Source organism: Nocardia sp. NPDC050713 (assembly GCF_040654315.1).
Taxonomy (GTDB): Bacteria; Actinomycetota; Actinomycetes; order Mycobacteriales; family Mycobacteriaceae; genus Nocardia.
The window spans coordinates 124890-147860 of record NZ_JBFAHS010000012.1 but is presented as its reverse complement, the minus strand read 5'-3'; the positions used below and the strand labels follow the sequence as shown (position 1 = coordinate 147860).

Below are 22971 nucleotides of genomic sequence, written 5' to 3'. Positions count from 1 at the left end.
CTCGCGGCCAGCCGATCGCAACACCTGCGCAGGTAGCGGCGGGCCTCCTCGTGCCTTCGCCCGCCAGCCCGCTCATGACCGCGCTCCTGACTCATCCGAAGTACCTGGCGCAGTGGTAAGCCCGGCACCGACCGGTCGCGGGATGAGCACACCCGCCGGATCAGGGAACCGGATGCCGACCGCGGAGCCGGGAGCCGTCGCAGAGCGGCCCGGTACGTCGACCGCGATCGGATCCGGCATTCCGTCCACACCGACCTCCAGCCGCGTAGCCGGCCCGCGCCACACGCTCGATACCACGACACCGCGCAACGCGTTCCGGTCGGACAACCCGCCGATAGTCACGGTGTGCGGCCGAATGCACAGCAGCGCAGCCGAATCCGGTTCCAAGGCCAGCCTGCCGACGCCGGGCTCGGGCGCATGAGCGCGTAGCGTGTGCGACCCGGCGGTCACCAGCGCGGTGCCGCCGGAAACCCGATTCACCACGCACGGCACCAGATTCGCCCCACCGAGGAACGCGGCGGTGAATTCGCTGGGCGGCCGTTGCCAGAGATTCTCGGCGGTGTCCACGTCGACGAGGCGGGCGTCGCGCATGACCGCGATCCGGTCGGCCAGTGCCAGCGCCTCGGCCTGATCGTGCGTCACGTACAGCATCGCGGTGTCCGGCAACGCTTTCCGCAACTGTCGCAACTCACCCAGCATGGTCTGGCGCAGCTGGGCGTCGAGCGCCGCGAGCGGCTCGTCGAGCAGCAGCACTTTGGGCCGGATGGCGAGCGCCCTGGCGATGGCCACGCGCTGCTGCTGCCCGCCGGACAGCTCGCGCGGCAGCCGCTTGCCGTACTCGGCCATGCCGACCATGGTCAGCGCCTCGGTCACCCGCTCCGCGAGCGTATTGCTCGGCACGCGATGCGCTTTCAGCCCGAAGGCCACGTTGCCGTGCACGGTCATGTGCGGGAACAGCGCGTAGGACTGCACCACCACGCCGATACCGCGCTTGGCCGGTGACAGATTCGTGACGTCGCGCCCGGCCAGCCGGACCGCCCCAGAGGTCGGCCGGACGAACCCCGCCAGCGCCTTCAGCGCGGTCGACTTGCCGGAGCCGCTTGGCCCGAGCAAGGCGACGGTCTCGCCAGCGGCGACGCGCAACGTGAAATCGGCCAGGGCGACGGTGGACTTGCGTCTGGTTCCGTACCGGACGCCGACCCGGTCGAACACGATGGCGGGTTCGCTGTCGGCGTCGTGGCGTGCAGCCGTTGTGGCGGTGGACGTTCCGGTGAGCGTGTCGCCGCGGGTCATGTCAGTCTCCGATGGCTTTCACGTAGGCGGCTACGTCGTCGTTCAGATCGGTGAGGACCTTCGTCCAGTCGGGGTGCACGATCTGGACGCCCTGCAACAGCGCGGCCGGGCTCGGGCCGGGGCCGGTGGCGGCGGCGTCGGCCAGATCGGTGCGGGCCGAGACGGCGAACGCGTCCGGGCCGAGCGTCCGCTGCACCTCCTTGCTGAGCAGGTAGTCCATCAGCTTCTTGGCGGCCTCCGCGTGCGGGGCGCCCTTGGCCAGTCCCATGAAGTAGGGCAGCGCGACGGTGTGCTTGGCGCCGTCGGCCGAGGCCGGGAAGAAGATGCCGAACTTCGAGCCCTTCGAGGTGATCGACTCCATGTTCATCTGGATGTCGCCGTTGGCGATCAGCAACTCGCCTTTGTCGACCTTCGGTTGCAGCTTGCCGGTGGACGCCGACGGCCCGACATTGTTGACCTGCAACCGCTTCAAGTACTCCAGCGCGCCGTCCTTGCCACGCAGCTGTTGCAGCAGGATCAGGACGGCGGTGCCGTCACCGGCCTGGCCCGGCGTCGAATACTGGAGTTTGCTTTGGTATTCCGGCTTCAGCAGGTCGTCCCAAGTGAGCTTCGAGGTGTCGACGGAGTGGTTGGCGATGAAGTCGAGGTAGTTGCCCGCCAGGCTGACGAACCTGCCGTTCGGGTCCTTCTCGGTCGCGGGGTAGGCCGAGGTGTCGACACCGAGTGGCTGCAAAAGACCTGCGGCGTCCGCTTTCTGAATGAACGGCGGCAGGGTGACCACCACGTCGGCCTGCGGGTTGGACTGCTCCTTGTCGAGGCGGTTGACCACCTCGCCGGAGCCCGCCGCGACGACGTTCACCGCGATACCGGTCTCGGACCGGAACTTCTCGAAATGGGTCCGGTACCAAGCGTCGAGGCCGTCGGCGGAGTAGACGGTGACCGTCTGCCCGTCGGAGCCGCCGGAGCCCGTGCCGCCGCAAGCCGCGGTCAGGGCGACGGCGGTGGCGGTGATGACCAGCAGGGCGGTCTTGGACCGGATGTGGGACAGGCGCGTGGGGGAAATACGCACGGTGGGAGCAACTTTCGCTTGGTGGTGTCGATGGTCGAAGGGGCGAGGGCTCAGGCGCGCTCGGCGCGGATCAGTTCGGCGAATTCGACGACGGAGGGCAGCACGTGCGTGGCGCCCGCGGCACGCAGCCGCCGCTCGTCGTGCGCGCCGGTCAGCGCGCCAGCGACGATGCGCGCGCCCGCGGCCCGGCCGGTGGCGATGTCGCTGGTGGTGTCGCCGAGCACCGCGACACGGTCGACGGCGTCGACGCGCAGGCGCAGCAGCGCGGTGAGCACCATGTCGGGGTAGGGGCGGCCGCGACCGGCGTCGGAGGGCGCCAACGTGAGATCGGCGATGTCCCGCCAGCCGAGCGCGTCGAGCAGCCGATCCTGGGTGCTCCGGCTGAAACCGGTGGTCAGCGCGACCCGCGCACCGGCGTCACGCAGCGCCGAGATCGCCTCGGCCGCACCGGGAATGGGCGCGATGTCGGCCTCGTCGATCAGGGCGTCGTAGGCGTCCTCGAAGACGCGGTTGGCGGCCTGCGCGCGTTCCTCGTCGCCGAGCAGCGCTCGGAACACGGCGATCTTGGACTGCCCCATGGTGTCCAGCACATACTGGCGCGCCTGTTCTCGCCGCAGCCCGTCGGTTTCCATGCCCGCGGCCGTCGCCGCCGCTTCGAAGGCGCGCAGCACCAAGCCGCCGTCGGCGACGGTGGTTCCCGCCATGTCCAGCACGGCGAGCTGAATCGTGTTGTCCGGCATCGTGTCTCCTTCAGAGGCCGAGCAGGTCGGCGGTTTCCTCGCCGAGGGCGGGGCCGAGGGTCATGCCGCGGCCGCCGGAGCCGGTGATCACCCAGACGTGCTCGTCGGCCTTGGCCCGGGTGACGATCGCGGCGGGATCGACGCTCTGGCTGTACACCCCGGCCCACCGGCGCACGATCGGCGGAAGCTTGCGGCCGAGCAGTTCCTCGGTGACGGAGGTGAGGTGCTCGTAGGGCGCCTCGTCCACGTCGAAGGCGAACGGCTCGGTGTATTCGTGGGTGTCGCCGATGGTGAGTCCGCCGTGCAGGCGCTGCACGCACAGCAACTGCATCCGGTGCTCGGCCGCGGTGGCGGTCTGGGACTGCTCGCGTTCGAGCGCGTCCACCTCCCGCCCCGCGAAGCCGGGGTAGTAGCGGAAGCTGTCGCCGTCGGCGATGGCGGTGGTCAGCGGCTCGCCGAGCGGCGCGGTCTGCATCATCTGGAGCCGGACCCGGCGCACCGGGATCGTGCCGACGAGTTCCCGAGTCAGCCCGGAGTGCGCGGCGCCGGGGCAGACCAGCACCAGGTCGGCCGGGAAGGCCCGGCCCTGATCGTCGAGAACCGTTGCGCCGGAACCGGTGTCGGTGACGGATCGCGCTTCGGCACCGGCGTGGAACGAATAGCGTTCGGAGGCCGCGAGATAGGCGCGCAGCGCGGGCAGTGCCTGCCGCGACTCGACGGCGGCGTCGGTCGAGCAGTGCAGTCCGGCCAGGTACTTGCCGCGCAGCGCGGGGTTGATCGCACGCACCCGCTCCGGCTCGAGCAGTTCGAATCCGCGTGCCTCGGCGCTGTCGCCAGCGGCCGCTGCGCTCGCCACCGCCAGTTCTTCGGGGGTGCGCACCAGCGTGATGGACCCGGTCGGTCGGAAACCGACGCCAGGGACCCTGCCGCCGATCTCCTCCCAGAGCTCGCGCGAACGCAAGGTCAGGTCGAGCTCCGTCGCCGACCGCCCGGACACCCACACCAGCCCGAAGTTGCGCACCGTCGCGCCGCGCGCCTCGGGCTCGCGCTCCAGCTGCACGACCTCGTGTCCGCGGCGGACCGCGGCAAGGGCGTGGGCGGTGCCGAGGATTCCACCTCCGATGATGACCACTCGCATGGACCCATGGTGAGCAATGGTCTAGACCGATGGGTATTGCCCGAACGAACGGCGGGTTAACAATTGGTATAGACCAATTGCGGGTAGGCTGTCGGGCATGGAAGCAACGGAGGTGACGCGCGGTCGGCGCGGCGAGACATCCGGCGGGAGCACCGAATTGGTCCTGCCGGAGCGCTTGCCGAAGTCGTATCGAGTGCGCACCGAGCTGGAGGGGATGATCGACGAGCTGGCCGAGGGCGATCCGGTGCCCTCGGAGCGCGAACTCGCCGTGCGATTCGAGGTGGCGCGGGAGACCGTTCGGCAGGCGCTGCGAGATCTGTTGGTGGAAGGGCGGATTCGGCGGCAGGGGCGCGGAACGGTGGTCTCCCGGCCGAAGATGGTGCAGCCGTTGTCGCTGCGCTCCTACACCGAGGGCGCGCTGAGTCTGGGCCGGGTGCCGGGGCGCATCCTTGTCACGTGGGAGGACGTCCCCGCCGACGCCGACACCGCGCGCGATCTCGGCGTGGCTCCGGGCACTTCCGTGATGCATCTGGAGCGAGTGCTGCTCGCCGACGGTGAGCGCATCGGACTGGAGAGCACCTTCCTTCCGCTGTCGCGTTTCGCCGGACTTCGGGACAGCTACGACCCCACCACCTCCCTCTATGCGGCCGTGCGCGCCTCGGGGGTGGAATTCGGCGCCGCCACCGAGCGCATCGAGACGGTGCTCGCGTCCCCGCGCGAGGCCGCCCTGCTCGAATGCACGACGGCCCTGCCGCTGCTGCTACTGCACCGGCGCAGCGTCGACGACGAGGGCGCGCCCATCGAGCGGGTGCGCGCCCTGTATCGCGGCGATCGGATCGCGTTCGAGGCGCGACTGTCGAAGTAGCCGGTCACCGGACCTGCGGTGCGACCTTCTCGCCGAGCAGTTCGATGTTGCGGAGGACCTTCTCGTGCGGCAGCGTGCCGACGCTGGTGTGCAGCATGAACCGGTCCAGGCCGAGGGTGTCGCGCACATCGGCGATCTTCTCGGCGACGTAGTCCGGCGTTCCGACGAACAGCGAGCCGCTCTGCGAACGCAGCGCGTCGAACTGCGCGCGGGTCATCGGACCCCAGCCGCGCTCGCGGCCGATGGTGCTCATGGCCAGCGCGTACGGCTGATAGAAGTCGGCGACGGCCGCTTCGTCGGTGTCGGCGATGTAGCCGTGCGCGTGCACCGCCACCGGCTGCCGCTCGTGACCACCCTCGGTCAGGGCCCGGTGATACAGATCGACCAGCGGCTGGAAGCGCGCGGGCTGGCCGCCGATGATCGCGATGGCCAGCGGCAGGCCGAGCAGCCCGGCGCGGATCACCGATTCCGGGCTGCCGCCGACCGCGATCCACACCGGGAGCGGCCGGTCCTCGGTGCGCGGATAGACGACCGCGTCGCGCAGCGGGGCGCGGAACTTCCCGGACCAGGTGACGGGCGCGTCCTCGCGCAGGCGCAGCAACAGCGCCAGTTTCTCCTCGAACAGTTCGTCGTAGTCGGCCAGGTCGTAGCCGAACAGCGGGAACGACTCGGTGAACGAGCCGCGCCCCGCCATCAGCTCGGCGCGTCCTCCCGACAGGCCGTCCAGCGTCGCGAAGTCCTGGTACACCCGGACCGGGTCGTCGGAGCTGAGCACGGTGACCGCGCTGGTCAGCTGGATGCGTTCGGTGCGCGCCGCGATCGCGGCCAACACGACCGCGGGCGACGACGCGGCGAAGTCTTTGCGGTGATGCTCGCCGACGCCGTATACATCCAGCCCGGCGCGCTCGGTCGTCACCGCCTCCTCGACCACTTCGCGCAGCCGCTGCGCCGCGCTCGGCGCGGGCCGGTCGCCCGCCGGGTACAGCTCGGCGAACGTCGTCAGTCCCAGTTCCACAGCTCTCGTCCTCTTCCTGAGTAGTTGTCCAGAATAAACGGACTGCGGTCCGGTCCTATTCCGTCTCGGCGCGGGCGGACGGGTACCGCTGACCGGGTGCGGATACTCTTGTCCCATGTCCGTGCGTACCCGTAAGCCCCTCGTTCCCGGCACGCTCTCGCCCACTCGGGAGGTGCCGCGCTCCATCGAGCGACCGGAGTACGCGTGGAAGAAGACCGTCAACGAGGGGCGCGAGCCCTGGGTGCAGACGCCGGAGACCATCGAGAAGATGCGCGTCGCGGGCAAGATCGCGGCGCAGGCGCTCGAGGAGGCGGGCAAGGCGGTGGCGCCCGGCGTCACCACCGACGAACTGGACCGCATCGCCCACGAATTCCTCTGCGACCACGGCGCGTACCCGTCGACGCTGGGCTACAAGGGCTTTCCGAAGTCCTGCTGCACCTCGCTGAACGAGGTGATCTGCCACGGCATTCCGGACTCCACCGTGATCGAGGACGGTGACATCGTCAACATCGACGTCACCGCCTACATCGACGGCGTGCACGGCGACACCAACAAGACCTTCCTCGCCGGTGACGTCGACGAGGAGGTCCGGCTGCTGGTGGAACGGACCGAGGAGGCCACCATGCGGGCCATCAAGGCGGTCCGTCCCGGCCGGGCGCTCAACGTGATCGGGCGCGTCATCGAGTCCTACGCCAACCGTTTCGGCTACGGCGTGGTGCGCGACTTCACCGGCCACGGCGTCGGCCCCACCTTCCACAGCGGCCTGGTGATCCTGCACTACGACCAGCCTGCGGTGGAGTCGGTCATCGAGCCCGGCATGACCTTCACCATCGAGCCGATGATCAACCTCGGCGGCATCGACTACGAGATCTGGGACGACGGCTGGACCGTGGTCACCAAGGACCGCAAGTGGACCGCGCAGTTCGAGCACACCCTGGTCGTCACCGACACCGGCGCGGAAATCCTTACCCTGCCGTGAGCGCCCGCCGCGGCCCCGCTCTCCACGGACGGGAGCGGGCCCGATGAAGGGCGCGCTGCTCGTCGCGGGCACCACCTCCGACGCCGGGAAAAGCGTTGTGGTGGCGGGGATCTGCCGCATGCTGGCCAGGAAGGGCGTGCGGGTGGCGCCGTTCAAGGCGCAGAACATGTCCAACAACTCGGTCGTCACGCTGGACGGCGGCGAGATCGGACGCGCGCAGGCGTTGCAGGCGCAGGCCTGCGGTCTGGAGCCCAGCGTGCGGTTCAACCCGGTGCTGTTGAAACCGGGCAGCGACCGTCGCTCGCAGCTCGTGGTGCGCGGCAAGGCCGTCGGCACCGTGGGCGCGGCCGACTATTTCCGGCACCGGCAGGCGTTGCGCGCGGTCGTCGCGGCCGAACTCGACGCGCTGCGAGCCGAATTCGACGTGGTGATCTGCGAGGGCGCTGGATCGCCCGCCGAGATCAACTTGCGCGCTACCGATCTGGCGAACATGGGGCTGGCCGAGGCCGCGGGGCTGCCGGTGCTCGTCGTCGGCGACATCGATCGGGGCGGAGTGCTCGCGCATCTGTTCGGCACGCTGGCGGTGCTGGAACCCGACGACCAGCGGCTCATCGCGGGCTTCGTGATCAACAAGTTTCGCGGTGACGTCGAGTTGCTACGGCCGGGCCTCGACCGGCTCACCGAGCTGACCGGGCGACCCACTCTCGGTGTCGTCCCGTTCACCGAAGAACTGTGGATCGACGCCGAGGACTCGCTCGGCACCATCGCCGACGCACCGGTCGGTCGTCCGGCCACACCCGCGGGCACGGAATGGCTGACGGTCGCCGCCATCCGGCTGCCCCGCATCTCGAACTCCACCGACGTCGAGGCGCTGGCCTGTGAACCCGGCGTCGCGGTGCGCTGGGTGCGCGATCCCTCCCGGCTGGCCGACGCCGACCTGGTGGTGCTGCCCGGCAGCAAGTCGACGGTGTCGGATCTGGACTGGTTGCGCCGCAGCGGAATCGGTGCCGCCCTGGCCGAGCGCGCCGCGGCCGGACGGCCCATCCTCGGCATCTGCGGCGGTTATCAGATGCTCGGCCGCCGCATCGTCGACGACGTGGAATCGGCGGCGGGCACGGTCGACGGACTCGGCCTGCTCGACCTGGACGTCGAGTTCGCCGAACCGAAGGTGTTGCGTCGCAGCGAAGGTCACGGTGCGGCGGACCCCCTCAGGTCTCTCGGGACCGAAGGTATTCCGTTGCACGGCTACGAGATTCACCACGGTCGGGTGACGCGCAGCGGCGATCCCGCGTGGCTCGTGGCGGCGGGGGAGCCGGAGGGCAGTGTTCGCGGCGCGATCTGGGGAACGCACCTGCACGGACTGATGGAATCCGACGACTTCCGCCGCGCGTGGTTGCGCGAAGTCGCCCGCCGGGCGGGCCGCGCGGGTTTCGTTGCCGCCGAGGCGACTTCGGTCGCCGCCGTGCGGACCGCCCAACTGGATCTGCTCGCGGATCTGATGGAGAACCACCTCGACACGAACCTGCTCGAGAGGCTGATCGCCGAGGGCGCGCCCGGCGCGATGCCCACGCTCACCTCGAGTCTCGACGCGCCCGACGTAGCGGATCGGCGCTAGGACGAGGCCTGCCACCCGGCTCACGGTCCCCGGCCGAGTGGTGGGCGCGACGACTGGGCGTGGCGTTGCCGCCAACGTCCCCGGCCGCTAGCGCTGCGGGTCGGTGACCTCCTTCGGCAGGGGGTCGCTCATGGCGACACCCGAACCGGTCCAGGTGTAGGTGATCGTGACCGGACCGCCCTGCGGCGCGGCGAACGGCTCGTCGGCCACCAGCCACTTGTATTGGACGCTGACCGAGTTGCCGTTCGAACCCGCCACGTGCGTGAACGCGTAGGCTTCGGAAGTCGCTGTGCCCAGGTACTTTCCGTCGTGGAAGAACATCACGTGGATCGGCGCGCCCGCCGAATTTCCGCCCACGGCTCGCACCCACAGCAACTGTCCGCAGCTACCCGGCTGGTCGGTCGAGGCCTGCGTGGCATGCCAGCCTTCGCCCAGTCCGGCCAGCGCGGTGCGCACACCCGCCGAGGCGGGGTCGACGCAGCGCCCGGGGCCGCTGATGTCGTCGGTCGGCGCGGGCGTGGTGACGACAGGGGTGGACGGGTCGGGCTGCTGCGGCGCTTGTGTCGCGGCGGGCGGTGGGCTCGTCCCTGGCTCGGGTGTGGCTGCTCCGCCGGGCGCCTGCGGACTGGGCGCCGCGGGTGCGGTCGTTCCGCCGGGCGTGGACGCGGCCCCCACCGTCGTCCGCTGTGTACTCGGCGTGGATTGCCCCGAGTCGTCGCTGCTACAGCCTGCTGCCAGTGCGGCCGCGGTGGCTATCAGCGCGGCTATGCGAACCATGTGGTTCATCGTCCCCTCGATTCTGTCGAGACCGTGCCATCGCACGCTCTCTTGTTCCATCGCGGGGCGCTATCGGCACGTTAGACAGAGGAAGTCGGGGCATCGTTAGGCTGGCAGGGTGAATACGCCCGCTGGTTTGTTGGTGACGGTCGCCGCGGATCTGGATTCGGTGACGACGACCGGCCCGGAAGACGATCCGGCCGATGCCGGGGTGAGCCCCGCCGCGATCGACGCCGTGTGGGAGTCGGTGCGCGCCTGGTACCGGCTGGGAACCACACCGGCGATTCAGGTGTGCCTGCGGCGCGACGGGAAGATCCTGCTGAACCGGGCGATCGGGCACGGGTGGGGCAACGGGCCGGGGGACGGTCCGGACGTGGCGCGGGTGCTCGCGACGCCGGATCTGCCGTTCTGCGGATTCTCCACCGCCAAGGGCGTCTCGGCGGCGCTGATGGCGATGCTGGCCGAGCAGGGCGCGTTCGCGCTGAACGACCCGGTGTGCGAATACATTCCGGAGTTCGCCGCCAACGGCAAAGAGCGCATCACGATCGGCGACGTGCTGTCGCATTCGGCGGGCGTGCCGTTCGTGACCGCGCCGTATCGGGGCTACCAGCTGGTGGTCGACGAGGAGCTGGCGGTGCGGGCGCTCGCCGACCTCCGGCCCAGCTGGCCGCCCGGTCGTTTTCGCGTGTACCACGCGCTGACCAGCGGTTTGATCCAGCGGCTTCTGGTGCAGCGGGCCACGGGGAGGAGGATGCGGGATCACCTGCACGAGCAGGTGCTCGCGCCGCTCGGCTTCCGCTGGACCAACTTCGGGGTGCGGCCCGAGGAAGTCGACCAGGTGGCGCCGAGCGTACCGGTCGGTCCCGGTCCGTCGCGGGTGTGGAAGTTCTTGGCGCGCAAGGCGCTCGGCGGCGGGATGGGTGGCGGGATGAACGACGAGGGAACCCGCGCGTTCCTCACCGCGGAACTGCCGTCCGGCAACCTGGTCACCACCGCCTACGAACTGTCCCGCTTCTACGAAATCCTCGCGCGCGGAGGGGAACTGGACGGCGTCCGGATCATGCGACCGGAGACGCTACACGCGGCGGTGCGCCCGGCGAGCCGGATACCCGGGGCGGCGGGCCGGGTCAGCGCGGCGGGTTACGAACTCGGCGGCAGCCGTTCGAAGTTCGGCCGCCACACCGAAACCCATTTCGGCCGTAGCGGACTCACTACCCAGTACGGCTGGGCCGACCCCGCGCGCGGGCTCTCCGGCGCCATCCTCACGAGTGGCAAGGCGACGGGCGACACCAACCGCCCCTGGCAACTGGTCGCCCAGATCTCGGCGGCGATCCCGCGCCACGAACCCTGAACCGTCCTGGCCAGGGCTGAGCAAGAACCGGCCCGGCTACGTCACGATGGTCGCGCTGACCGAGATCCATCGGGCGCTGCGTCGCCGGTACGGGCTGGACGCCGAGACAGTCACCGAGATCATGCTCGGCCTGCTCGCCTCCGCCGAGATCGTGGTCGAGCGGGCCGACACCGTGCGGCAGGCCCTGCGGCGCTGCGCCGACGGAGCCGACTTCGAGGACGCGCTCGTCGAGCAGCTGGGGCGGGAGGCGGGGTGCGATCTCACCGTGACGCTGAACCCGACGGCAGCGACCACCACCGGGATGCGATTGCTGGTGTGAGCCGGTCGTCCGGACAGGCCGTCGGAGCGGGTAGCGGCGGTGTAGCGTACTCGGACATGGAGTCTCGGCGGATCACGGTCGGTGACCGGTCCTGGACCGTGCGGGTCGACGGCCCGGAATCACGGCACACGGTATTGCTCTTGCCCGATGCGGGCGATCCGATGGACGTGTACGACCAGGTCGCCGCGCGGCTGCACACTTCCGATCTGCGCACCCTGGTGGTCGAGTCCGTCGAGGGCCTCGATCCCGCGGCGGTGCACGCCATCCTCGACCAGCTGAACGTTCCCTACGCGCACGTCGCCGGGCGCGGCGAGGGTGCGACGGTGGCCTGGCAGACCTGTTCCGGCCCGTTCGGACGTTTCATCAGCCTGGTGGTGGCCGACCGCGGCCACCCGGCGGCCGCCGGAGCCGACGGTGTGGTCGTCGACCCCGGCTGCCGTCCGCTCGAGCTTCCGGTCACCGTGCTGGTCACCAAGCGGTTGCCGCGCACGGTCGCCGACGCCTCGGGACGCTTCGTCTACGGCGAGTTCCGCGTGGTGCAGGTCGACGTCGACAACGTGGCCACCGAGGCCGACCACGAACTGGCCACCGAGATCGTGCTACGCACCAGCCTCTGGTGACTCGGCCTTGCGCCGGTACACCGCCAGCCAGTCCAGCCAGTTGTCCATCTCCTCGAACGCCTTGGCGCGCGGCTCGGCCGCGGAGAGGAACACGTCGTGGCGGGCGTTCTCGATCGGCACGATGTTGGTGCGATCGCCGAGGCAGCCGGACCAGCGCTGAATCTGCTTCACGTCCAGCACGGTGTCGGCCACGTCGGCGGCCGGGCCGTACTTGCGCATGAACTTGGTCAACCTGGACCGCAGGATCAGCGCGGGCACCCCGATGTCGAGGCCCTGGTGCAGCCGGAAGTGGCCGCGGCGGATCGCGCGTAGCCAGCCGAAGCGCACCGGCGCACCGGCCAGCGGCTTCCAGTCCAGGTTGTAGTCCCACTCGCCCGAGGCGCTCTTGTGCAGGCTGTCGCCGTAGGTGCTGATCGCGGAGCCCGGCATCTCCAGCATCGAACGGAACCGGCCGAGCGCGCCGATGATCGGCGTGCCGATGGTCCGGTAGTACGACGGGCCCTGCAGGTCGAACCAGGGGCTGTTCAGCACCAGCCCGACGATGCCCGAGGCGGCGACGCCCGCGGTCCGGTTGAGCCGGTCCAGCCACAGCGGCATGATCAGACCGCCGGTGGAGTGCGCGACCAGCAGCACCTGCTCGCCTGCCTCCTCCTTGACGATGCGCAGCGCCTCGTTCAGCTCCTCGTCGTAGAAGGCGAGATCGGTGACGTAGTGCGGGCTCTGCCCGTCGCGCAGCGAGCGGCCGCACTTGCGCAGGTCGAGTGCGTAGAAGCGGTGACCGCGTGCGGCGAAATGCTCGGCGAGGTGCTGCTGGAAGAAGTAGTCGGTGAAGCCGTGCACGTAGATCACGGCGCACTCGGTGGCCGCCGCGCCGGAGTCGGGGAGATAGCGCACGAGGGTCGCCGAGATGTCGCCCTCACCGTCCGGATCCGGGCCCAGCGGGATGGACCGCTGCTCGTACCCCGCTCCCAAGACATCCGGCCGCCACTTGCTCCCCGTCTGCTCCGTGATCTCGGACACGTCTAGCGAGGTTTCGTTCGTCACGAGACCCAATGTAGGCGAGGTCCGGCCCGGAATGAAGATCGCGCACGACCTGGAAGGAGGGAGGAATCTACGTCACATTCGCCGGGTTCGTTGCCGGAATGCGATCCCTCGAGGTGCACAATTGGCGATAGGTGAACGGCGGGTAACCTTATCGACCGCCGAGTCACGCCAGGCTCGCAACAATTGCAATGCGCCCCGTCGCAACAACCACATAGCGCCCGTGCCCAGGCAAACCACCGTGCCGGTGGCCGCGCCAGAAGTGACAAGGAAGTCGATCTACCCGTGCCGAACGCTGCCATGACTGAAAAGACCGATGTAGTACTCATCGGTGCCGGGATCATGAGTGCCACTCTCGGCGCGCTGCTTCGTCAGCTGCAGCCGGAGTGGTCGATTTCGTTGTTCGAGCGGTTGGACGCCGCGGCGGCGGAGAGCAGCGATCCGTGGAACAACGCGGGCACCGGACACTCGGCCCTGTGCGAGCTGAACTACAGCCCGCAGAACGCCGACGGCTCGGTCGACGTGACCAAGGCCATCGACATCAACGAGCGCTTCCAGGTCTCGCGCCAGTTCTGGGCCTACGCGGTGGAGAACGGGGTGCTCGGCGACCCGTCCCGCTTCATCAACCCGATCCCGCACGTCAGCTTCGTGCACGGCGCCGACGACGTGCAGTACCTGCGCAAGCGCTACGAGGCGCTGGCTCCGCACCCGCTGTTCGAGGGCATGGAGTACATCGACAGCCCCGACGAGTTCGCCCGCAGGCTGCCGCTGATGGCCAAGGGCCGCGACTTCTCCGATCCGGTCGCGCTGAACTGGACCGACGGCGGCACCGACATCGACTTCGGTTCGCTCACCAAGGAGCTGCTCGCCCACCTCGGCGCCACCGGCGCGAACCTGGCCTTCGGCCACGAGGTGCTCGGCCTCGACAAGCAGTCCGACGGCAGCTGGAAGGTCCGGGTCCGCAACGTGCGCACCCGCCGGACCCGCACCATCGAGGCCAAATTCGTCTTCGTCGGCGCGGGCGGCGGCGCGCTGCCGCTGCTGCAGAAGTCCGGGATCAAGGAGATCAAGGGCTTCGCGGGCTTCCCGGTCAGCGGCCAGTTCCTGCGCTGCACCAACCCGGCCCTGATCGACAAGCACGAGGCCAAGGTGTACGGCAAGGCCGCCGTCGGCGCCCCGCCGATGTCCGTGCCGCACCTGGACACTCGCGTCATCAACGGCAAGCCGGGGCTGCTGTTCGGCCCGTACGCGGGCTGGACCCCGAAGTTCCTCAAGGACGGCAGCAACACCGACCTGTTCAAGTCCATCCGCGCCGGTAACCTCGCGCCCATGCTCGGCGTCGGTCTCACCGAGATGTCGCTGGTCAAGTACCTGGTCTCCGAGCTGCTCAAGTCGCAGTCCGGCAAGGTCTACACCATGGAGGAGTTCATCCCGCGGGCCGAGGGCCGCGACTGGGAACTCATCACCGCGGGTCAGCGCGTGCAGATCATCCGCCGCAAGGGCGTCGGCGGCGTGCTGGAACTCGGCACCGCCGTCATCGCCGCCAAGGACGGCTCCATCGCGGGTCTGCTCGGCGCCTCGCCGGGCGCGTCCACCTGCGTCACCGCCATGCTCGACGTCCTGCAGCGCTGCTTCCCGCGCGAGTACGCCGACTGGACCCCGCGCCTGCGCGAGATGATCCCGTCGCTCGGCGTGAAGCTCTCCGAGGACAAGGCCCTGTTCCACGAGGTGTGGGACTGGACCAACAAGGCGCTCAACCTCACCAACGCGAACACGCCCAAGCACGCAGGGGTCGCGCTGACGCCGTAGGTGTGATAGCAAGGCGCGATGATGTCAACGGTTGCTCTCAAACGGTCATGGGCGCAGGATCTCGATACGGCGACCCTGTATCAGCTGTTGAAACTTCGCGTCGAAGTCTTTGTGGTCGAACAGAAGTGCGCCTACCCGGAGTTGGACGGACTCGATCTGCTTCCGGAAACGCGGCACTTCTGGCTCGACGACGAAGGTGAGGTCATCTGCACCCTGCGCCTGCTGGAGGAGCACGAGAGCGGCGTCAAGTCGTTCCGCATCGGCCGCCTCTGTACCGCCGTCCCGGCCCGTGGCCACGGCTACACCACCCGCCTGCTGCAGGCAGCGCTCGCCGAGGTCGGCTCGGCCACCGTGCGGCTGAACGCGCAGACCTACCTCGTCGACATGTACGCCAAGCACGGCTTCCAGCCGGACGGCGAGGAGTTCGAGGACGACGGGATCATGCACATGCCGATGCGGCGCGGGTAGCTGTATTTTGGCGCGCTGGCCGCGAACGGGCTCGTGAGACTCGCCTCGGAGGCGGTCGGGAGTGCGTGGATGGTGCGGGGGTTCGACGCAGGCCGTGCGTGTCTCGGTCCAGGCAGCCGTCGGACGACAATGTGTATCTCCATCGGGTACCGGCGGTGGCCGACTGGCGGATGGCCGTGTATCGGAGTCGCTGGCGGGGTGGGTCTCCTTGGGACGGACCGGCGCGCCTAGGCTAGTGGCGTGTCCTTGTCCCGTGTAGAGACCGCTCCGTCGTCCCGCTCGCCTCGTGTAGACGCCGAGGCAGGGTTTCCGTTCTCCGCGGTGGTCGGGCAGGAGCGCCTGCAGCTGGCGTTGATCTTGTGCGCGGTGCATCCCGGTATCGGCGGCGTGCTGGTGCGCGGTGAGAAGGGGACTGCGAAGTCGACCGTCGTGCGCGCGCTGGCGCATCTGTTGCCGCCGGTGGTGGACGAGACGGGCGCGCGGCCCGCGCGGCTGGTCGAGCTGCCGGTCGGCGCCACCGAGGACCGTGTGGTCGGCTCGCTCGATCTGGAGCGCGTGCTGCGCGACGGCGAGCAGGCGTTCCGGCCGGGTCTGCTTGCGGCCGCGCACCACGGCGTGCTCTACGTCGACGAGGTGAACCTGCTGCACGACCACCTGGTGGACGTGCTGCTCGACGCCGCGGCCATGGGTCGCGTGCACATCGAACGCGATGGCGTCTCGCATTCGCATCCCGCCCGTTTCGTACTGGTCGGCACCATGAACCCAGAAGAGGGCGAGTTGCGCCCGCAGCTGCTGGACCGGTTCGGGCTGACCGTCGATGTGGCCGCCTCCCGCGATGTCGACGTGCGGATGGCGGTGGTGCGCCGCAGGCTCGACTACGAGGCCGATCCGGCGGGATTCGCGACCCGCTACGCCGCCGCCGACCGGGAGATCGCCGACCGCATCCGCACCGCGCGCGACCGGCTCCCCGAGGTCGCCCTCGACGACGTGGAGCTGCGGCGGATCGCGGCCCTGTGCGCGTCCTTCGACGTCGACGGCATGCGCGCCGACCTCGTGGTGGCACGCACCGCGACCGCGCACGCGGCCTGGCGCGGCGGCGACGCCGTCACCGAGGAGGACGTGCGGATCGCCGCGGAACTCGCACTGCCGCACCGTCGTCGGCGCGACCCGTTCGACGAGCCGGGCATCAGCGAAGAACAACTCGACGAAGCCATGAAGGAAGCGGCCGCCGAGGCCGACCGTGCCGAGGAACCCGCACCGCCAACGGAATTCGACGGCGATTCGGCCGATTCCGAGGGTGATCGCGGCCCCGATGATCCGGACGACGGACCCGACGCACCACCCGAAGGCCCCGGCGGCGGACCCGCGCCGCGCGAAGGACGCACCGGCACACCGAATCCCGCCGCCGCCAAGCCGCCGCGCTGGGAAGTCCCCGGAGTCGGCGAGGGCGCGCCGGGCCGCCGGTCTCGCGCCCAGACCAGGCACGGCCGGGTCGTCCGCTCCACCACCGAGACCACCGCGGGTCTGCATCTGCTCGGCACCGTCTTCGCCGCCGCGCCGCACCAGCACGACCGTGGCCGGGTGGACGGCCCGCTCGCACTCGCCGCCGAGGACCTACGCGGGGCGTATCGCGAAGGGCGCGAAGGCAATCTGGTCGTCTTCGTGGTCGACGCGTCCGGCTCCATGGCGGCAAGGGACCGGCTCTCCGCCGTCACCGGCGCGGTGGTCAGTCTGCTGCGCGACGCCTACCAGCGCCGCGACAAGGTCGCCGTCATCACCGTGCGCGGCCAAGACGCCGAACTCGTGCTGCCGCCGACGTCCTCGGTCGACATCGCGGTCCGCCGCCTGGCGGGCCTGCGCACCGGCGGCAAGACCCCGCTCGCGGCGGGACTGCTGAAGGCGCGCGAGGTGATTCAGCGCGAGCGCGTGCGTGACCCGCGTCGTCGCCCGATGCTGGTGCTGCTCACCGACGGACGCGCCACGGGCGGAGTCGATCCGGTGCCGCGGGCCCGTGCCGCCGCCGCAATGCTCGCCAAGGACGCGGTCACCGCGATGGTGGTGGACTGTGAGCGTGGCATGGTGCGGCTCGGCCTGGCGACCGAGTTGGCTGGCGCGTTGGGCGGCGGCTACGTGCGGCTCGCCGAGTTGACCGGCTCGGCGGTCGCGGACATCGTTCGCACCGGATCCGGCGGCGGCTCGGCGCGCGCCGCCTGATCTCGCCGCTCCCGATCAGTTGCACGAGGCACAAGGAGATTCGATGCCCAAGGGTGTGCCGGAGACGGTTCCGGACGATGGACTGACCACGCGGCAGCGGCGCAACCAGCCGGTGCTCGCGGTGCACACGGGTCCGGGCAAGGGGAAGTCGACCGCGGCGTTCGGGATGGCGCTGCGGGCCTGGAATCAGGGATTCGACGTCGCCGTCTTCCAATTCGTGAAGAGCGCGAAGTGGAAGGTCGGCGAGGAGGCGGCGTTCCGCACCCTCGGGCGGCTGCACGAGGAGACCGGCGCGGGCGGCGCCGTCGAGTGGCACAAGATGGGTGAGGGCTGGTCGTGGACCCGCAAGCACGGCACCGAGGAGGACCACGCGTCCGCCGCGCTGGCGGGCTGGCGGGAGATCGCTCGCAGGCTCGCCGCCCAACAGCACCGCTTCTACGTGCTCGACGAGTTCACGTATCCCCTCAAATGGGGCTGGGTCGACGTGGACGAGGTGGTTCATACGCTGGTCGACAGGCCGGGTAACCAGCACGTCGTCATCACGGGCCGCGACGCGCCGCAGGCGTTGATGGACGCTGCCGACCTGGTGACCGAGATGACCAAGATCAAGCACCCGATGGACGCGGGGCGCAAGGGGCAGCGGGGTATCGAATGGTGAACCGGCGCAGTGCGATCGCGCGCCCGTCGGTGGCGTGATGGGCACAGTGCCCGCTGTTGTCATCGCCGCTCCCGCCTCCGGGAACGGGAAGACCACGCTCGCAACGGGTTTGATCGGTGCGCTCCGGCGAGCCGGGCACCGGGTCGCGCCCTTCAAGGTCGGACCGGACTACATCGACCCCGGATACCACGGGCTCGCGGCGGGACGTCCCGGACGCAATCTCGACCCGGTGCTGGTCGGCGCGGACCGGGTGGTGCCGCTGTACCACCACGGGGCGGCGGGTTGTGATCTAGCGGTGGTCGAGGGCGTGATGGGCCTGTTCGACGGCCGCATCGACGAGCACGAAACCGGCCCTGTCGCCGAAGGTTCCACCGCCCAGGTGGCCGGACTGCTCGGCGCGCCGGTCGTGCTGGTGGTGGACGCTCGCGGTCACAGCCAGAGCCTGGCCGCCCTGCTGCACGGCTTCGCCACCTTCGACAGCGGTGTGCGGCTCGGGGGCGTGATTCTGAACCGCGTCGGCAGTGAACGCCACGACCAGGTGCTGCGCGCTGCCTGCGCGCGGGTCGGGTTGCCGGTGCTCGGGTCGCTGCCGCGGATGGCCGCGCTCGAAGTGCCGTCCCGCCACCTCGGTCTGATTCCCGCCGTCGAGCACGGTGCGGCGGCGTCGGCGGCGGTCGAGGCGATGACCGATCTCGTTGCCGCCCATGTGGATTTGGCGGCGGTAGCGGCGCTGGCGCGGCCGACGTTGGGCGGGTCCGTGTGGGATCCGGTGTCGGCCATTCGTGAGGCGAGCGAGGGTGATTCGGCGACCGGCGTCGGTGCGTACACAACCGGCGTGCCACGGCGAGCTGCCGGATCCGCGCCGCTCGGTGGACCAGGTAGGCCGATCGAAGGCGGTGCCACGACCGGTCCTGGCCGCGCGGGCGGCGGCGAGCCGGCTTCGCGGTGGCCGACCGCGGCGCACGGCGAGGGGCCCGCTGACGACCATCGTGCCCGCACCGCACGCGCGATCGGTGTCGGCCCGGCCGCTACCTCGGGGTGGGTCTCCGCTGGGCCGATCTCGGACAGCTTCGGCCGTGACGGTGTGGTGGAAACCGGCCGTTGTGGTGACGGTCCCGTGATCGCTATGGCGGGCGGGCCCGCGTTCACCTTCGGCTATGCCGAGCATCGCGAACTGCTGATCGCCGCTGGGGCGCGGGTGGTTGTCTTCGATCCGCTGCGTGACGAGCTGCCCTCGGGGACAGCGGGTCTCGTACTGCCCGGTGGATTCCCCGAGGAGCACGCCGCTGACCTCGCGGCGAACAAACCCTTGCTGACCGCGGTCCGCGAACACGCCCGCGCCGGGCTGCCGATCCACGCCGAATGCGCGGGTCTGCTGTATCTGACCCGATCCCTCGACGGCCACGCCATGGCGGGCGTCGTCGACGCCGACGCCGAATTCGGCCCGCGCCTGACCCTGGGCTACCGGGACGCCGTCGCGCTGGCCGACTCCGCGCTCTGGCGGGCGGGGGAGCGCGTGCGCGGGCACGAATTTCACCGCACCCGACTGGTCACCGCCGCGCAGGACGCCCCCGCCTGGGGCTGGCGCGACGGCTCGGGCGCTCGCGTCCGCGAGGGCGCGCTCGTCGGCCGCGTGCACGCCTCCTACCTGCACACCCATCCTGCCGGGAACCCTGCGGCGACAGCCCGTTTCGTCGCCGCTGCCGACGACTACGCTCGCGCCGATGTCTCCCGCTGAGCTCCGCCGGTCAGCGAGAATCCCGTGGCGCGAGCCCGTTTGCCCGCAGCCGCCGTCGAATATCACCGCGCCGATGTCGCCCGCTGAGCTCCGCCGGTCAGCGGAAACCCCCAGGCGCCAGCCCGTTTGCCCGAAGCCGCCGTCGAATATCATCGCGCCGATGTCGCCTGCTGAGCTCCGCCGGTCAGCGGAAGCCTCGTGGCGACAGCCCGTTCGTCCGCAGCTGTCGATTACGCTCGCGCCGCCGACCCTCGCTGGGCTTAGCCTCTCGATCGAGGTCGGCGTCGAACAGTCGGCCGGGAACCGCGACCACTGTGAATCTCGCCGCCGCGCGACATATGGTCCGCGGCGAGTCACCCGTCTGCCTCGCCACCATCGACTTGTGCTGGGAGGAGCCGGGTTTGCGCGCGGCAGTTGAACCCGGTACTCCGCTGCGCACGTCTACCGCCGTCGACCAGGCCCGCACGGATGTCGCCCGCTGAGCTCAACCGCCGGATAGCGGTCGGCGTCGGTATGCGGCCAGGGACCGCGGCTGCGGCGATCCTCACGGCCGTACGACACGCGGTCGGCGACGAGTCCCTGGCCTGCCTCGCGACCATCGACCGGCGTGGCGAGGAGCCAGGCCTGCGCGCGGCGGCGGCCGAACTCGGTGTTCCGGTGCGCACCTTCACCGCCGCGGAGTTGGACACGGTCACGGTGCCCAACCCGGCCGCCCGCACCAAGGCGGCGGTTGGCGCGGCCGGTGTCGCGGAGGCCGCGGCCGTCCTTGCTGCCGCCGGGGGACTACTGGTGCGTACCAAAGAGGTACACGGCGACGTCACGGTCGCGGTGGCGCGTCTCAGCGGCTGATCATTCGCATGGCACACGGAGACCGGGGCGCGAGGGTGTGACTCGCAGCGATGAGTGGCGGTCTTCGCAGGGTCAGGTGGTGCCGATGACGAGGGTGCTGCGGCCGGTTTCGGGGCGACGTCGGCGGTGATGGCGTTGAGTTCGTCGATCTTCATGACGCGGTGGATCTGGGCGAACAGTTGTTGTAGGAGAAGGAAGTTGCCGCGGGTGATGCGGGCGACGGCGGCGACGGCTTGGGTGTTGATGAAGGCGTCGGGGTCGAAAACCATGAACTGTAACGTGTTCTAGTGTTGTGGAATGGACACGACCTACGAGGGGACCATGAGGGAGATCGCCACCGACAAGGGGGTGTTGCGCTACCACGAGGCGGGCGAAGGATCACCGTTGCTGCTGCTACACGGCTCCGGCATCGGGGTCAGCGGGTGGCGGAACTACCGAGGAAACCTCGATGTGTTCGCCGAGCACTTCCACTGCTACATCCTTGAATTCCCCGGATTCGGCGTGAGCGATCCCGTCGACGGACATCCCGTGCTGACGGCAGTGTCGTCGGTGATCCGCTTCATGGACGCACTCGGCATCGAATCCGCCGCGATGATAGGCAATTCGATGGGCGGAGTGGTCGGCATCAACGTGGCAATGAAGAATCCCGAGCGGGTGAGCAAGCTCGTCACCATAGGCGGGGTGGGTCCGAACATCTTCAGCCAGAACCCGAGTGAGGGTACACGGCTGCTGCAGGACTTCGCCGACGGACCGAGCCGCGAGAAGCTGGTCCGCTGGCTCGAGTGCATGGTCTACGACCGGTCTCTGGTCACCGAAGAGCGGATCGAGGAACGCTGGGAGACGGCCAATGATCCGGAGTCGCACAAGACCTTGGCCGCGATGTACGGCTCCAAGGCTTTCGAGGCGCAGCAGCGGGCGATGGCCAGTTCCGGCCTACCGCCCTATTGGTCGATGATGGGCAAGGTGCGGCGCCCGACTTTGTTGACCGGGGGTCGCGACGACCGGCAGTGTCCGCCGGACATGCCGATGATCCCGATGCGCCTGATCCCGAACGCCGAGCTACACATCTTCCCGAACTGCGGGCACTGGGTGATGGTCGAAGCCAAGGAGGCGTTCGAGCGGATCACCCTCGAGTTCCTGCTCCGATGAGTTGACGATCACAGCAGGGCGCTTCGGGGCGCTCAGCGATCGTGTCCGAGACTTGCGCGCCCGTCGTAGAGCAGTGTCACGTGCGGTGCCCGCACGACCGGCTCGGTGGAGCCGGTCGAGCGGTTCGTTGTGCGGCTGATCGCAGTTCGGCCGACTACGGCGCGACCGCCGCCCAGTCGGCGAACCCGGTGGGATCGTGGCGACCGAGGGAGGCGTGTTCGAACAGGCCCCAACCTTCGGCCGATCCGCAGCGGGCGTGGGCGACGTGGTCGATGACGCCGTACGGGATGCGGGGGGCGATGGTCGGGTCGGTGAGGTCGTAGCGGCGGGATTCGGACCAGTCGCGGCCCTTCCACTGGCCGTGCAGCCAGTCCGGGTCGCCGCCGTAGCCGCAGCCGATGTGCAGCGGGACGCCGGTGCCGGGGGTGATCTCGACCTCCAGCGATTTGCCGTCCGGCGTCGTGAGGTCGAGCCGGGCGGCGACGGGAATCCTTGTGCCCGAACGGTAGCGGATGCTGACGCGGGGCCAGCCGAGCTGTTCGGTGCGGCCGTCCGGCCAGATGCGCACCGCGTCGTTGAGGGTGCGCCTGCCGTCCGGCTCCTCCTGCACGATCACCACGATCGCGAAATCGTCGAAGCGCAGCGGCACGTACAACCACCAGAATCCGCCCGAAGGCTCGGCGGCGGCGCGCCCCGCGGGCTCGGTCTCGCCGACCGGCCGGATGCCCCAGGAGCGGTCGCGGGTGCCGGTCCACACCGCGGGGTCGACCGCGATGTCGGTGCCGTCCACGCTCAGCGTTCCGGCCCAAGAGCCGACCTGCGCGAAGCGGGACGCCTCGATGATGGGCCGGTTGCCGGTGAGGATCAGGTGTGGCTGTTCCTGGACGGTGGGGAAGGCCCCGTTCCAGGTGAGGTCGCAACTCAGTTCGTCGTGCTCGCAGACGACGCGCAGCCGCTGCAGCGGTTCGAGCACCTCGATGCGGTAGCCGCCGACCCGCATGTCCAAGCTGCGGTCGCCGAGGGCGTCGGAGAACCGCACCGAGCGCACTTCGTCGCCGCGGCGGACCGCGAGGTAGGCGTCGGTCACGCCCAGGTTCGGGTAGACGCCGAGGCCGGTGATCAGCAGCGTGCCGCCGTCGCGGTCGTGGGCGTTGAAGTAGCTGCGGTCGTAGAAGTTTCGGTCGCTGGTGCCGACCCTGCCCAACGAGAGCGGCGTCTGATGGATGGGGTATTCGTCGAGGGGCGCGGGTGCGGCCATGGTGTT

Annotated in this window: 21 protein-coding genes; 13 read left to right on the top strand and 8 right to left on the bottom strand. The window is 69.9% G+C overall.

Annotation, left to right across the window (positions count from 1 at the left end):
* Positions 1-72 precede the first annotated feature (72 nt).
* The 4 genes from AB0H49_RS22405 to AB0H49_RS22390 are packed head-to-tail and all read right to left on the bottom strand — an operon-like array spanning position 73 to position 4240.
* The gene (locus AB0H49_RS22405) at positions 73-1293 is read right to left on the bottom strand and encodes an ABC transporter ATP-binding protein (RefSeq protein ID WP_357254017.1); all 1221 of its coding nucleotides are present in this window, start codon (positions 1291-1293) and stop codon (positions 73-75) included.
* Position 1294: 1 nt separating this feature from the next.
* Complete coding sequence (locus AB0H49_RS22400; RefSeq protein WP_357254209.1) at positions 1295-2356, bottom strand: 2-aminoethylphosphonate ABC transporter substrate-binding protein; 1062 nt, start codon at positions 2354-2356, stop codon at positions 1295-1297.
* Positions 2357-2412: 56 nt separating this feature from the next.
* Positions 2413-3102: a phosphonatase-like hydrolase gene (locus AB0H49_RS22395; RefSeq protein WP_357254015.1), complete on the bottom strand. Its 690-nt coding sequence runs from the start codon at positions 3100-3102 to the stop codon at positions 2413-2415.
* Positions 3103-3112: 10 nt separating this feature from the next.
* Entirely contained in the window at positions 3113-4240 is a 1128-nt protein-coding gene (locus AB0H49_RS22390) for a TIGR03364 family FAD-dependent oxidoreductase (RefSeq protein WP_357254013.1), read from the bottom strand.
* Between the two features lie 97 nt (positions 4241-4337).
* Here AB0H49_RS22390 and AB0H49_RS22385 point away from each other — a divergent pair, with 97 nt between their 5' ends.
* Positions 4338-5105 (top strand): GntR family transcriptional regulator, encoded by a 768-nt coding sequence (locus AB0H49_RS22385; protein WP_357254011.1) that lies wholly within the window; start codon positions 4338-4340, stop codon positions 5103-5105.
* Positions 5106-5109: 4 nt separating this feature from the next.
* On the opposite strand, the gene AB0H49_RS22380 is transcribed toward AB0H49_RS22385, so the two are convergent.
* Entirely contained in the window at positions 5110-6120 is a 1011-nt protein-coding gene (locus AB0H49_RS22380) for an LLM class flavin-dependent oxidoreductase (RefSeq protein ID WP_357254009.1), read from the bottom strand.
* Positions 6121-6235: 115 nt separating this feature from the next.
* Between AB0H49_RS22380 and map the strand changes: the two genes are divergently transcribed.
* Both map and AB0H49_RS22370 read left to right on the top strand, forming a co-directional pair.
* Positions 6236-7099 (top strand): type I methionyl aminopeptidase, encoded by an 864-nt coding sequence (gene map, locus AB0H49_RS22375; protein WP_357254007.1) that lies wholly within the window; start codon positions 6236-6238, stop codon positions 7097-7099.
* A gap of 43 nt (positions 7100-7142) precedes the next feature.
* The gene (locus tag AB0H49_RS22370; RefSeq protein ID WP_357254005.1) at positions 7143-8714 is read left to right on the top strand and encodes a cobyric acid synthase; all 1572 of its coding nucleotides are present in this window, start codon (positions 7143-7145) and stop codon (positions 8712-8714) included.
* A gap of 87 nt (positions 8715-8801) precedes the next feature.
* Here AB0H49_RS22370 and AB0H49_RS22365 read toward each other — a convergent pair whose 3' ends face one another.
* Positions 8802-9491, bottom strand: a complete 690-nt coding sequence (locus AB0H49_RS22365; RefSeq protein ID WP_357254003.1) for an LppP/LprE family lipoprotein — start codon at positions 9489-9491, stop codon at positions 8802-8804.
* A 118-nt stretch (positions 9492-9609) separates the two neighbouring features.
* On the opposite strand from AB0H49_RS22365, the gene AB0H49_RS22360 reads away from it, so the two are divergent.
* The 3 genes from AB0H49_RS22360 to AB0H49_RS22350 are packed head-to-tail and all read left to right on the top strand — an operon-like array spanning position 9610 to position 11781.
* Positions 9610-10842: a serine hydrolase gene (locus tag AB0H49_RS22360; protein ID WP_357254001.1), complete on the top strand. Its 1233-nt coding sequence runs from the start codon at positions 9610-9612 to the stop codon at positions 10840-10842.
* Between the two features lie 46 nt (positions 10843-10888).
* Complete coding sequence (locus AB0H49_RS22355) at positions 10889-11161, top strand: hypothetical protein (RefSeq protein WP_354999418.1); 273 nt, start codon at positions 10889-10891, stop codon at positions 11159-11161.
* Positions 11162-11217: 56 nt separating this feature from the next.
* Positions 11218-11781: an alpha/beta hydrolase gene (locus AB0H49_RS22350; RefSeq protein WP_357253998.1), complete on the top strand. Its 564-nt coding sequence runs from the start codon at positions 11218-11220 to the stop codon at positions 11779-11781.
* Here AB0H49_RS22350 and AB0H49_RS22345 read toward each other — a convergent pair.
* On the bottom strand, positions 11761-12825 hold the full coding sequence (locus AB0H49_RS22345) for an alpha/beta hydrolase (protein WP_354999420.1): 1065 nt from the start codon (positions 12823-12825) through the stop codon (positions 11761-11763). The genes AB0H49_RS22350 and AB0H49_RS22345 overlap by 21 nt on opposite strands.
* Positions 12826-13122: 297 nt before the next feature.
* Here AB0H49_RS22345 and mqo point away from each other — a divergent pair, with 297 nt between their 5' ends.
* The 7 genes from mqo to AB0H49_RS22310 all read left to right on the top strand — a co-directional run bounded on the left by mqo (position 13123) and on the right by AB0H49_RS22310 (position 21707).
* Positions 13123-14631 (top strand): malate dehydrogenase (quinone), encoded by a 1509-nt coding sequence (gene mqo, locus AB0H49_RS22340; RefSeq protein WP_354999421.1) that lies wholly within the window; start codon positions 13123-13125, stop codon positions 14629-14631.
* An 18-nt stretch (positions 14632-14649) separates the two neighbouring features.
* Complete coding sequence (locus AB0H49_RS22335) at positions 14650-15099, top strand: GNAT family N-acetyltransferase (RefSeq protein WP_357253996.1); 450 nt, start codon at positions 14650-14652, stop codon at positions 15097-15099.
* Positions 15100-15345: 246 nt separating this feature from the next.
* Positions 15346-17313 carry a magnesium chelatase subunit D family protein gene (locus tag AB0H49_RS22330; protein ID WP_357254207.1) on the top strand — a complete coding sequence of 656 codons (1968 nt, stop codon included), beginning with the start codon at positions 15346-15348 and terminating at the stop codon, positions 17311-17313.
* A gap of 43 nt (positions 17314-17356) precedes the next feature.
* Positions 17357-17971, top strand: a complete 615-nt coding sequence (gene cobO, locus AB0H49_RS22325) for a cob(I)yrinic acid a,c-diamide adenosyltransferase (protein ID WP_357253994.1) — start codon at positions 17357-17359, stop codon at positions 17969-17971.
* A gap of 37 nt (positions 17972-18008) precedes the next feature.
* Positions 18009-19709 (top strand): cobyrinate a,c-diamide synthase, encoded by a 1701-nt coding sequence (locus AB0H49_RS22320; protein WP_357253992.1) that lies wholly within the window; start codon positions 18009-18011, stop codon positions 19707-19709.
* 468 nt (positions 19710-20177) lie between these two features.
* The gene (locus AB0H49_RS22315; protein WP_357253990.1) at positions 20178-20558 is read left to right on the top strand and encodes a cobalamin biosynthesis protein; all 381 of its coding nucleotides are present in this window, start codon (positions 20178-20180) and stop codon (positions 20556-20558) included.
* 297 nt (positions 20559-20855) lie between these two features.
* Positions 20856-21707 carry an alpha/beta fold hydrolase gene (locus AB0H49_RS22310; protein WP_357253988.1) on the top strand — a complete coding sequence of 284 codons (852 nt, stop codon included), beginning with the start codon at positions 20856-20858 and terminating at the stop codon, positions 21705-21707.
* Positions 21708-21861: 154 nt separating this feature from the next.
* Here the strand turns inward: AB0H49_RS22310 and AB0H49_RS22305 are convergent, their stop codons facing one another.
* Positions 21862-22965, bottom strand: coding sequence for a hypothetical protein (locus AB0H49_RS22305; RefSeq protein ID WP_357253987.1), 1104 nt, complete (start codon positions 22963-22965; stop codon positions 21862-21864).
* Positions 22966-22971 lie beyond the last annotated feature (6 nt).